The organism is Polaribacter sp. 2405UD43-2 (assembly GCF_058147125.1).
This window is the reverse complement of the sequence record NZ_JBYVJX010000001.1, coordinates 268,092-280,775: the sequence shown is the minus strand read 5'-3', so window position 1 is coordinate 280,775 and position 12,684 is coordinate 268,092. Positions and strand designations below refer to the sequence as shown.

9 protein-coding genes and 2 pseudogenes are annotated in these 12,684 nt (G+C 27.7%); 6 read left to right on the top strand and 5 right to left on the bottom strand.

The window, feature by feature from the left end; all coding sequences use genetic code 11:
- Positions 1-65 precede the first annotated feature (65 nt).
- The 4 genes from hisH (at position 66) to hisIE (ending at position 3,046) form a co-directional block, all read left to right on the top strand.
- Positions 66-653, top strand: coding sequence for an imidazole glycerol phosphate synthase subunit HisH (gene hisH / locus ACY2RX_RS01315; RefSeq protein WP_490102150.1), 588 nt, complete (start codon positions 66-68; stop codon positions 651-653).
- Positions 654-674: 21 nt separating this feature from the next.
- Positions 675-1,430, top strand: a complete 756-nt coding sequence (hisA, locus tag ACY2RX_RS01310) for a 1-(5-phosphoribosyl)-5-[(5-phosphoribosylamino)methylideneamino]imidazole-4-carboxamide isomerase (protein WP_490102149.1) — start codon at positions 675-677, stop codon at positions 1,428-1,430.
- A 65-nt stretch (positions 1,431-1,495) separates the two neighbouring features.
- Positions 1,496-2,251, top strand: coding sequence for an imidazole glycerol phosphate synthase subunit HisF (gene hisF, locus ACY2RX_RS01305; protein WP_490102148.1), 756 nt, complete (start codon positions 1,496-1,498; stop codon positions 2,249-2,251).
- Positions 2,252-2,419: 168 nt separating this feature from the next.
- Entirely contained in the window at positions 2,420-3,046 is a 627-nt protein-coding gene (hisIE, locus tag ACY2RX_RS01300) for a bifunctional phosphoribosyl-AMP cyclohydrolase/phosphoribosyl-ATP diphosphatase HisIE (protein ID WP_490102147.1), read from the top strand.
- Positions 3,047-3,506: 460 nt separating this feature from the next.
- On the opposite strand, the pseudogene ACY2RX_RS01295 reads toward hisIE, so the two are convergent.
- Positions 3,507-4,331 (bottom strand): annotated as a pseudogene (locus ACY2RX_RS01295) (IS3 family transposase); the annotation flags it as partial.
- A gap of 77 nt (positions 4,332-4,408) precedes the next feature.
- On the opposite strand from ACY2RX_RS01295, the gene ACY2RX_RS01290 reads away from it, so the two are divergent.
- Positions 4,409-4,576 carry a hypothetical protein gene (locus ACY2RX_RS01290; RefSeq protein ID WP_490102146.1) on the top strand — a complete coding sequence of 56 codons (168 nt, stop codon included), beginning with the start codon at positions 4,409-4,411 and terminating at the stop codon, positions 4,574-4,576.
- A 116-nt stretch (positions 4,577-4,692) separates the two neighbouring features.
- Here the strand turns inward: ACY2RX_RS01290 and ACY2RX_RS01285 are convergent, their stop codons facing one another.
- The 4 genes and pseudogenes from ACY2RX_RS01285 to ACY2RX_RS01270 form a co-directional block, all read right to left on the bottom strand.
- Positions 4,693-6,672 (bottom strand): prenyltransferase/squalene oxidase repeat-containing protein, encoded by a 1,980-nt coding sequence (locus ACY2RX_RS01285; protein ID WP_490102145.1) that lies wholly within the window; start codon positions 6,670-6,672, stop codon positions 4,693-4,695.
- A 15-nt stretch (positions 6,673-6,687) separates the two neighbouring features.
- On the bottom strand, positions 6,688-7,485 hold the full coding sequence (locus ACY2RX_RS01280; RefSeq protein WP_490102144.1) for a hypothetical protein: 798 nt from the start codon (positions 7,483-7,485) through the stop codon (positions 6,688-6,690).
- Positions 7,486-7,639: 154 nt separating this feature from the next.
- A complete protein-coding gene (locus ACY2RX_RS01275; RefSeq protein ID WP_490102143.1) occupies positions 7,640-8,848 on the bottom strand; it encodes a site-2 protease family protein in 1,209 nt (402 codons plus the stop codon).
- 669 nt (positions 8,849-9,517) lie between these two features.
- Positions 9,518-9,709: pseudogene (locus ACY2RX_RS01270) on the bottom strand (integrase core domain-containing protein); the annotation flags it as partial.
- 734 nt (positions 9,710-10,443) lie between these two features.
- Between ACY2RX_RS01270 and ACY2RX_RS01265 the strand changes: the two are divergent.
- Positions 10,444-12,612 (top strand): GEVED domain-containing protein, encoded by a 2,169-nt coding sequence (locus ACY2RX_RS01265; RefSeq protein ID WP_490102142.1) that lies wholly within the window; start codon positions 10,444-10,446, stop codon positions 12,610-12,612.
- The last annotated feature ends 72 nt before the right edge of the window (positions 12,613-12,684 follow it).

Here is a 12,684-nt window from a genome sequence, read left to right as displayed (position 1 = left end):
TTGTTCATTTTTTAGTTTTGAGTAGTTTATACTTAAAACTAAACACTAAAAATTAAAAACTAATTATGAAAATCATAATTATAGATTACGGAGCAGGAAATATAAAAAGTATTCAATTTGCTTTTAAAAGACTAGGATTTGATGCTGTTTTATCAAACAATATTGATGAAATAAAAACGGCTGATAAAGTAATTTTTCCTGGAGTTGGTGAGGCAAGTTCTGCAATGAAAATGCTGCAAGAAAGTGGCCTGGATAAATTAATTCCTACTTTAAAACAACCTGTTTTAGGTATTTGTTTAGGTATGCAACTTATGTGTAAATCATCCGAAGAAGGAAACACAAAAGGGTTGGGTATTTTTAATGTGGATGTAAAACGATTTTCGAAATCTGTTAAAGTTCCGCAAATGGGATGGAATGTAATTACAGATTTAAAGTCAGATTTATTTAAAGATATAAAAGAAAAAGAGTTTATGTATTTGGTGCATAGTTTTTATGCTGAAAAATGTGATGAAATGATTGCCAAAACAGATTACGAAATTGAATATGCATCAGCCTTACAAAAAGACAATTTTTATGGAGTACAGTTTCATCCAGAGAAGTCATCAAACGCTGGCGAACAAATTTTGAAGAATTTCTTAGAACTAAAAAATTAACCACTAAAACTAAAAACTATTTTGAGAATTATACCAGCCATAGATATTATTGACGGAAAATGTGTGCGCTTAACAAAAGGCGATTACAACACAAAAAAGATTTATAATGAAAACCCGTTAGAAGTTGCTAAAGAATTTGAAGCTTCAGGAATTGAACATTTACACGTTGTAGATTTAGATGGTGCAAAAGCGAGTCAGATTATCAACTATAAAATTTTAGAACAAATAGCGTTAAAAACCAATTTAAAAATTGATTTTGGTGGTGGTTTAAAATCGGATAAAGATTTAGAAATTGCTTTTAATTCTGGAGCAAATCAAATTACTGGCGGAAGTATTGCTGTTAAAAATCCAACTATTTTTGAAAGTTGGATTTCAACATATGGCTCAGAGAAAATTATTTTAGGAGCAGATTTTTATCCAGATAATTCAGGTGGAAAAATAGCAACAAATGGTTGGCAAGAAGAAAGTAGTTTAGAATTGATTCCGTTTATAAAAGAGTATCAACAAAAAGGAATTCAGTATGTAATTTGTACAGATATTTCTAAAGATGGTATGTTACAAGGTCCAAGTTTTGATATGTATAAAGCCATTTTATCACAATGTCATTCCGAACAAAGTGAGGAATCTCTAAAACTAATTGCTTCTGGAGGAATTTCTACTTTTGATGAACTTCCTAAATTAGCAGAAAATGGTTGCGAAGGTGTTATTATAGGAAAAGCAATTTATGAGAATAAAATAAGCTTAAAAGAGTTAGAAAAATTTATTTTGAATAAATAGCCTTTGGTTTTTTGCTCTTAGCAATTTGCTAAAAGCGATAAGCCAAAAGCCAAAAGTAATAAAAAATGCTCACAAAAAGAATCATACCTTGTTTAGATATTAAAAACGGAAGAACTGTAAAAGGTGTTAATTTCGTTAATTTAATTGATGCAGGAGATCCTGTAGTTTTAGCAAAACAATATGCAGAATTAGGTGCAGACGAACTGGTTTTTTTAGATATCTCTGCCACTTTAGAAGGTAGAAAAACAATGATAGAAATGGTTCATCAAGTAGCAGAACAGGTAAATATACCATTTACAGTTGGTGGAGGGATTTCATCCGTAGAAAATGTAAATGAATTGCTTAAGTGGGGCGCAGATAAGGTTTCTATTAATTCATCAGCAATTAAAAGACCAGAGTTGGTAAATGAATTGGCAGAAAAATTTGGAAGTCAATGTGTGGTAGTTGCTATTGATGCAAAACAAGTTGATGGCGAATGGATTGTGCATTTGGCAGGAGGAACCATTCCTACAAAATTGAATTTATTTGATTGGGCAAAAGAAGCAGAAAAGCGTGGAGCAGGTGAAATTTTATTTACTTCAATGAATAATGATGGAACCAAAAAAGGTTTTGCTAATGAAGCTTTGGCACATTTATCAGAATTATTAAATATACCTATAATTGCTTCTGGTGGCGCAGGAACTGTACAACATTTTGTTGATACATTTACAAAAGGAAAAGCGGACGCAGCTTTGGCAGCGAGTGTTTTTCACTTTGGAGAAATTCCTATTTTAGAGTTAAAACAAGAATTAAAAAACAATAATATTCCTGTACGATTATAAAACGCAATGTCATTCCGAACAAAGAATGAGGAGGAATCTAATTTTTAGATTTCTCAATCGCTTAAAAAAGCTCATTTCGAAATGACACATAAAATAAAAAATAGTAAATAAAAAATCTTTTTTTCATTTTTATGATAAATAAAGGTTTCACTCTAAAAGATATAAATAATGATAAATAAATCTGATATAAACCTGCTTTTTTCCCCTTTGGGGAAATTAAAAGGGGCTTTAGTACCAGCAATTATTCAAGATGTCACCACTAAAAATGTGTTAATGTTGGGCTATATGAATGAAGAAGCTTTTGTTAAAACGCAAGAAACAAAATTAGTAACCTTTTTTAGTAGAACTAAAAATCGTCTTTGGACTAAAGGTGAAGAAAGTGGAAATACTTTAAATTTAGTAGACATTAAATTAGATTGTGATAATGATACTTTATTGATTCAAGTAAATCCTAACGGACCAACGTGTCATAAAGGTTCAGATACTTGTTGGGGTGAAGAAAACAATTCTAATTATGGTTTCTTTTCAACTTTAGAAAAGGTAATTGCAGAGAGAGTTGCCAATAAAGACACTAAAAAATCGTATGTAGCTAGTCTGTTTGCAAAAGGAATTAATAAAGTAGCTCAAAAAGTAGGAGAGGAGGCTGTAGAAACCGTTATTGAAGCTATGGATACTAATGATGAATTGTTTTTATATGAATCTGCAGATTTATTATTCCATTATTTAATGTTACTACAAGCAAAAGGTTTTGCCTTAAAAGATATTGAAACTGAATTGATGAAAAGACAGAAGTAACGCTGTTATTGCTGTAGGAAGGAGCCATTGAAATCATTTGTTATGGATTCCTGTTTTTATGAGAATGACAAATGTTCTAATTCAATATTTATTAAATTTAAAATGATTAAATAACGTGATTTCTATGATATTTCCAAACGATTTTGATAAAAAGTTTGATTTTTAATAAGTGCACAAATAATATGTAAGGTTTAATTTCTCACAGCATTTAAACACTCATTTTGTTTTTTCCTTGCTCTACTTTCCTCAAGTAATATTGTTGTATCTGATTTTCACATTTAATAGCGCTCATACTTGCCATATGTAATAATGTTTTTAGCTGTTTGTCAGCAAATAAAGAAACCCGATTAATAAATAATTTGCAATTATTGCAAACCTCAAAAATCAATTCTTAAAGTTTATTATTAAGAAAACCTGAAATATGGACTTGCAATAAAAAAGTGGACAATTAGTTAAGAGACTATGCGGCTAGCTCATTATTATACATTTCTAATTCAAATTGATGAATAGATTTCATTCCTAAAGCAGAATGTCTTCTCTTTTTGTTATACCAAGTTTCTATCCAACTAAAGATTGATAATTCAGCTTGTGATTTATACTGATATTTATGTTTATAAATCCATACTACTTTTAAAGATTTAAAGAAAGATTCAGTTACTGGATATTTATGATTAGAATCTGTAGTGACTTTAAATTTACGTGTCCCTTCTTGCATATAAGTAATTAGATTGCATAACTCTAGCTACTTTAGGTCTAGCACATATTCGTTATAAACATCTTCTAATTCTACTTGGACTCTTGGAGCTCCATAACTCTGGAAACTATCTTCAAAAATAACCTTTATAAGTGCCGTTATTTTTTGATTATCTAATCATTGTTTTGATGGTTCTTGTTTTAACCAATTATAATAATCACTTTTACTTACTTTTAATACTTTACAGATCTTCTCAACTGAAAATTTTCAACTTATGCTGTTTTATAAATTTATGCTTTTCCTATCGCTCTAGAAAAAGATGCTGATTGCCTTTTTTAAGATATCACGTCTATTGTTTTATCTCGTAACTCTTTCTTCAATGCAGCAATCTCTCGCTGTTCATCTGTTTGTTTTGGCTTACCATATCCTAGAAAACTATTCTTCCCATACGTTTTTTGATTCTTATCGCCAACGGTGTAAAACCGATGTAGAAATATCTAATTCTTTACATACTTAAGAAACATTACCTCTAAAATCACTTAATTCTATAGCTTTTTGTTTAAACTCTACTGTGTAATTTCTGTGTTTTCTTGTCTTTTTTCAAAGTTAAAACTTTAACCTAGAATCTATCTTCTTACTGTCCAATCAAATATAGTAAGTCCACTCAAATGAAACATATTTTAATGGATTCAGGTATAGAATATATTATAGAAGTAAATACACCGACCAATGAAAATAAAAATAAAATGACTCCCTTTAACAAATTATCTAAATCTGGTAAAGTTTTAAATGCTTATAATGCACTAATTATGGCAGATAGTATTTCTAGAAGGTAATTTTAAGTAGTTAAGTAGCAAGAAAGTGTTTGTGTACTACAAAGTTGACTCCACTGCGTTACGTCCAACTCTATAGTCCACTATAAACTGGACTTACTATATTTTTATCGATTTTTCTATATCTTTTTATATTTTGAAATAGCATTTATACAAGTTGTTGTTGTAAAAAGCCCATGAAAATCTTTATAATGGGCATTTGTACTATCATTACTTCTTATCCAGTCTATATTTTCAGTTTCTGGATTTAATATTGGAGGGGAAGGGATTCTCAAAGAGTAATTACCACTCCATGAACCATCAACTCTTTGTCCTTTTAACAACAAAAAATATAAATTAGAGGCAAGTTTTGAATAATTTATATATATGTGAGGACAAATACAAATTGTTTCTAATAAAAGTGCTAAATAAAAATAATTTTTTTGAAACTCTTTTGAAAGATCACTCTCTAAATAATTCTTTTTTAAATGTAAAATAGAATAATTAAGGATTTCATCATCTTTGTTGATTAGGGATCCTTTGACTAAATAGTAGAAGACATAAATACTATCAGTCCACCAATAAGCATAAACTTTTTCTTGCTTAAGCATCTGCAAAAGATACTTTCTTAACTTTTCAAAAACTACTTGGTCACAATCTAATTTAGCTAACAAGTAATAGGCAGTAGCACTTACACAAGGATGAGATTGAGTCCAACCACTTATATCAAAATTATAAGCAGATATTGACACCTCTAATGCTAAAGGATCATTATAAGTACCAAATCCTCCATCTTCATTTTGAAAAGATAACCATTTGTTATATATATAAACAGGAATATCTATATTCAAATTTAACAGAGCTAGCATTCCAAATGATGTAGAATCTGTATCTGGTATCCATTGCGAATTATATCCCCAACTTTCTTTATTACCTATAGATTTCAAAAAGCTTACAGCTAAATCAATTTTATTCTTGTAATTTTTTGAAAGGTTTTTAGGGAGATTACATAGTATAAAGGAGGTAGTCCAAACATCACTAACTCCTGCTTTTGTAAAGTAATCAACCCAACTGCCATTTAATTCCTGCTCTCTAAAAATAAATTCTGCACCATTACATAAAATAGAATCTATATTGGTACTATTTAATCCATCTACCTTTTTACCTTCTAATCTACTCTCTATTTCAAACTTCTTTACATAGCCAAATGCATTTAGTTGTTTATTAATAATACTATTATGCAAAAATTGTATAATATGTCTCCAATATTTAGAAATAAAAGGAATATGTTTAACAAAACTTAAGGCTTTAATGGTATGAGATGCGCCAAAAACAAGATGTTTATTTATGTCTCCGTTTTTATACAAACTCGCTTTTATTTCATTTATATCTATTTCATTTTCGTTTAGGTTGTAAATATTATCAATAGAAAAATACAAAATATTAAATTGTTTGTTTTCTAAATCTTCACTAAGATCTTTTAAATCATCTAAAGTTTGGAATGCTATAGAATAATGTTCGTGAGATTTTAATAGTGCTTTATAAATTGTTTCTTTGTCTTGTAATTTAGATAAGGAATATAACGCATCAATCGCAGCTTTTCCATAGCAAGATTTACAATCAGCATATCTTTCATAATCATCTATCGATTTTATAAGCTTATCTTTATCGCTATTCATCTTAAAAGCCATGGAGAACTCCTCTTTCCTATCATTCCATAAATTCCAAAAATTAGAATCTATTGAAAATATAGAAGAAAGTAGTTTAATGGTCTCTTCTACCAATAAATTAGAAATAAAATAAGAAGAGAATACATTGTCTGGTGTTTTTGAATCCAAAACGTCATCTATAGTGTTTACAGCATTAAAGTAAAAAAAACCAGCAATACACAACTTTGTTAATAAATCTTGATCATCTACTTCAAAAGCTTCGTTATATAACATTGGATAAGATGTATATATGCTTGAATTTTGATGTATAAATTCATCACTAGAAAGATATTCTTTAACTTTTTCACTCCAATTTTTATGAGCAATATAACTTTTAATAGCTTCAATATTACTTTCTATAATAGGAGTTATTTCTTTTACTGAATAAGGTGTAGTTTTAATGGGTATCATTTTTAAATTTTTAGATTACTTTAAATAATCTCTTGTTTCATAAACAGAAGGAATGTCATTTAAAAATATTTTTTTAATTTTTAAATCATCAACAATTAACATTGCAGGAACTGTAACTATGTATTCTAAAATATCATATGAAATATTTTTTACTAAAAATTTATCTTTTAATCCGAAAGCAATTAGTAAAGGTTCTCGATTTTCTGGAGAGGAAGCATCAAAAATAATAACATCTTCAATACTTTTTTCTTCTTTATACTTTTTAATATTTTCAATTCCTTTCATACATGATTCGCATGTAAAATCCATTACATAAACAATATACTTTTTTGAAGGGGAAAATTTATATTCATCAAAAAAAGGTAAAGATGAAATTTCTTGCCCTAGTAATTTATTTTCATCTTCTGTTGTTTTATTTATAACAAATTCTTTATGTTTTAAAAGATTAATACAATTATTTTCATTGATATAACTAAAAGAAACTCTAAAGACAAACCAAAAAACTAACGGAATAATAAGATAAAAAGAACTTTTTACAATAAAATTCATATACTTATTTTGTTTAATATTTTTCCATAAATATATTGCTGTTCCAATTATAATTAAATGCAAAATTAGTAACCCTATAAATTCTGACCCGAAAATAGGTGTTAGGTAACCTACATCTGAATATATACTGTAAGAATAACCCATTAAATATGCAATAATAAAAAAAGTGAATTCTATGAGTAATAATATTATAAAATGTGAGTAGCTTCTTTTAAGTTTATGGTTTGAAATAATAAGTAAGGCGTTTATAGCTCTTACTGCCATAAATATAGTATAACATTCTATAATAATGCCTGTTTTAAAATTAATAAAATGAAGTCTAAAATTGAAATCAAAGATTTTAAAATGAATGGATTGTAGTATAATCAAGGGTAGTAAGATTCTTAAAAAAGAGAAAAAAAAACTCTTAAGCGAAAAATTATTCTTTATTAGATGCTTCATTATATATTTTTTTTATAAATGTAAAATTTGTGATAAATAAGTAACTTATACCAAATATAATACCCATAGGGAGTGCTATAGGAATTAGTTCTAAAAGAAAATTGATAGAAAACAAACTCTTAATTTCTAATAATTTGGTTATTTTTTTTTGAAGGTTATCAAACAAACCAGGAAAGATTAATATAATTGCCCCATAGATAAAAACAACATAAGTTCTATTTAAAATAGCATACAGCAATAAAAAAAAATCACTCCTTGTAGTTGTATTATTAATAGACTTATTAAAAAACTTAAGTAAATACTGCTTTAATACATCTCCAGAAGCAGTCATTAAATTGTCTATTTTAAAAAAATCAGAAACTAACCAATAACCATCCAATCGAATAAAGGGATTAAGTTGATAAAGAGCCGTTATAAGAATAGCACTAGGTAATAATATTAATTGGGGGTAAAAAAACCAAGAAAAAATTAATATTATAACCATATAAATATATTGAAAGTAGATTCCTCCGAGATCAACCATAATACGTTGGTTAGATTTTAATTTCCATGCATTGGTTAAATTCGTATAGAAAACAGGCATTATAAACAAGTATAAACCAAATCCTATTTCTCCGGATGATAGTTTATTTTTTATAAGTGCTGTAGCATGACCAAACTCGTGAAAAACAACACTTAAATACAGTAATAAAAGAAATAAGGTACCAGATTCTAAATCTAATGAAGTTACTGCTAACATTTGTTTTATTGATACAAAAAACATATATAAAACAAAAGGAATGCTAAGTAAACAAAGTGCGTAAAATTGTTTGGAATACAAAAAAGTTAATTTTTCTCCAACCAAATTAACTATTTTTTTAGAAATTAATGGAATCCTAATTTTAAGGTATCTACTTTTATTTTTTTTTACAACAACACCTTCAGATAAAACAATACCTGCTTTAAGTAAAGGTTGTAGAATACTTTCAATTTCATTTATTGTAGTCTCATCATCATACTCATTAATATATTCTTCACAAAGATTATTAATGGTAATTTCAGAATTATTAGTAATGATACTTAATAAATCATACACAGATTGGTTTACAATTAATTGGTTATTAAACTCTGATAATTCAATTAGATAATGATTATTTTTGTTTTTGTATTTCTCTATCTTTGAGTTAGAATTATATCTTAACTTCATTATTTATTTCAATAATTTAACTTAAAAAACAAAGTAGTTAAACTACTTTATTTTTTATTAATTATTCTTAAATTAACTGGTATTAAAAGATAAAAAACAGTAAAAAAAGGGGCTTTCTGTTTTAATACCAGTTTTTTATAAAGGATACTTGTTAATTTTTATATAAGTTTCTAACATTTAAATTTTAAAAAAAATGCTCTTACTCTTTCTTAAATTAATTTTGTTAAAAAACAAATATTCTTATTTTTTCTAAACAAATATCCTTGAACTGCTATTTGTTACAATAAACATACTTAAAATTGGCTGCTGCACGGTTCCAGCTGTCTATACACACTGTCATTTCGCGCCCATTTCCTAAATCAGTAGTATTGGGTAATCTTGAGTCTGGCTTGTATCCGGATGGGCATGTACAAAACTCTAATCTTTCTTCTAACTCTACAATGTTGAATTTCTGTTTTTTCATTTTTAAAAAATTTAATTAATATAAAAAAGATGAATGTTTAATTAAGTTTTATTTTCTCTTTTACTTTTACTTATATAAACCCTAGAGGAATAAACAAAATGATTACACCTTCATATAACTAACAGGTAAAAGTGTGATTACCCTACAAAAAACCTCCTTTTTTATTATTGGACTTGCAATAATAAAGTGGACAATTAGTTAAGAGACTATGCGGCTAGCTCATTATTATACATTTCTAATTCAAATTGATGAATAGATTTCATTCCTAAAGCAGAATGTCTTCTCTTTTTGTTATACCAAGTTTCTATCCAACTAAAGATTGATAATTCAGCTTGTGATTTATACTGATATTTATGTTTATAAATCCATGCTACTTTTAAAGATTTAAACTTACTGTCCAATCAAATATAGTAAGTCCATCATATTTCTAGATATTATATGAACTCTATAAACTAAGAAATAATAGTACTCAATTTAAACATCGACAAATACATCGCAATCAAAATTACTGCCAAGAGGCGTCATCTCATATTTGAAATAAAATTGCTATGAGAAAAATTAGAAAGAATGAACTACTAGCAAAGTCATACTGGCTAAAGGATTAAAGAATAAAAATACTTGTTAATCACCTCTTTCGGATTTTCGAATTCCTTCTTTGAGAAAACTCATTATTGTTAACTGTAATACAAATCATCAAGTTCTTCAGGTTTTAACAAATTATGATTTAATGTTCATTTAACTCTTCGGTAAATAGAAGCCTTAATTTATCATATGAGGAAAACATAAACATTTGCGCTATTTTGCTGTAGATTTAAATAGAAATTGCTCCACACAACATATTAAATCAAAAGTAGATACTCCATAGATACTTCATAGATAAGCCATAGTTAAGTCATAGATACCCTATACAAAGTCAATAAATAAAAAAAGAGTAATAATTCTGTGCTTAAGCATCTCTTAAAAGTAATAAAGCAAATACTTGTTAAAAAAAGAACCAAAGCTATACGTTTTCAAAGCTGTCAATTAATTTTAAAAACACTTTTATCAATAATTTTTTTTAGGGTATCTAATAAGTTACTTGTTATTTAATTATAAAACAATAAAATTAATCTTTAAAAACAGCAACAACAAAATGAAAAAAATTACATTATTAATGCTCTTACTTACCAGTTTGGTAAGCTTTGCGCAACAACAACAAAAAAGTATTAGAACCTATGTAGTTACAAATTCAAAAATTAAAATCTATAAAGATAGAGCTGGCGAAAGTGCTACAATTAGTAATTCTCAATTAGAAACTAAGTATTTAAAAGAATTTAATAATATAATGTTCGGAAATTCAGACTATGTAGATTATTTAAAAAGAGTCAGTAATAATAAATTTAGCATAAAATCTTCATTCAACCCCAATTTAATTATATTAGACAAATATCCAGCTCCAAACGGAAAACCAAAAGAAATAGATATTAGTAAATTAGGTGAAGATATTTTTAAGAAAATATCTACAAAAGACTTAAAGTCTAACGATATTATAATGATTTATCTTCTCACAAATAGAAAGCAAAAATATAGATCTACTGGTGTTCAATTTTATGTTACAACAAAACGTAATGGAGTAACATACTCTAAACCCGTTTTTATTTTTACCGGTGTTCCAACAGATAGTTTTATTTCAAACCTAAACTATATGAAAAAAGAAACACTTATTGGTTCTACCAAAGCTACAGTTATTCATGAATTGTTTCACGCTATTGGCTTTAGAAGACATGCCAATTTACTAGATCTTAATGGCAAAAGTAAAGAATATGGAAATTTTACAGATGTTATGGGATTAGGATCTTTATCAATAAACCTTAATCCAGCAATAAGAGACCAATTTAAATGGCTCAATAACAATATTATGCAAACTATTGATAAGAAATCAACTGCAAATGTAACGTTGCTACCTCTAAATAGTTTAAAAGAAAAAAAGAAAGTACTAAAATTAAAAGACCCAAATTCAAACTTAAAGTATTATATCTATTTTTTGGGTAAAGACGATCCTTATTTTGTCTTAAATTTAGAACAGAATTACGACTTTTCTTCTTGGGCTCCTAGTAAAATAAATAATGAAATAGCAAAGCTAAATAACAAAGGACTTTTTATAGTCTCTGACGATGGTTCACAAAATCTTGTTAGAAGACACAAAGACAATAGCAAGTTTGTTTTAAGTTTTTTAGACGGACAAGAGTATAAAGATGATAAACTAAATATTTACAATATTAAATTAGATAAAGAAAATCAAACCATTTCTTTTAGTTATAGTTTTAATATGCCACCAGACACCCAGGCACCAACAGCACCTACTAATTTAACAGCCTCTAATATTGCACAAACTAAATTTACTTTAAACTGGGCAGCATCTAAAGATAACCTAGGGGTTAAAGATTACGAAGTATATGTTTATCGTAAAGGCATCTTCGAAGTAATTGTGGGTAAAGTTAAAGGTACAACCTATAATATTTCAGGCTTAAAACCAGACACAGAATACTCTTATTTAGTAAAAGCAGTAGATGCTGCTGGCAATAAAACGGCAAGCAAAGGAATTACAATTAAAACGCTTACAAAAAATAATACTTATTGTACTTCTAAAGGAAACAGCGTAAAAGATGAATATATACAGCGTGTACAGCTAGGCTCAATAGATAACAAAAGCACTGCAAATAATGGTTATTCTAACTTTACCAAACAGTCAACAAATCTTACAAAAGAGGTATCAAACACAATTACCATTACTCCTAAATGGGTTAACTCACAATTTAAAGAAGGTTATGGAGTATGGATTGATTATAACCAAGATGGAGATTTTGAAGATGATGGTGAAAAAGTGTTAACCAAAAACCCATCTAGAGAAAACTCAGTAACAGCAAAATTTACAGTACCTAGCAGTGCTTTAAATGGCAATACTAGAATGCGAGTTGTAATGATGTACAATGGCGTTCCAACACCTTGTGGGCACTACCTGTACGGAGAAACAGAAGATTATAATATAAATATTGTACCTACATCTACAAAAACTCCTCCAAGTGTAAATGATGGATTGGTAATATTTCCTAACCCAGTTACAGGTAACACACTTAACATTAAGTTAAAAAACGCAAATGGATTAGTATTATATTCTATAATGAATATGAACAACAAAGTCGTTAAAAAAGGACGTTTAATCAACAATAAGATTTCATTACAAGGGCTAAAAACAGGACAGTATGTTATTAGAGTAATGAATGGACGTCAGATATATTTAAAAAAGTTTATAAAGAAATAAAGACTCTTTTTTTTATACTGTTTATTCCGTACCGAAATAATTTACTTTCGGTACGGTTTTTTTATTTTCAAA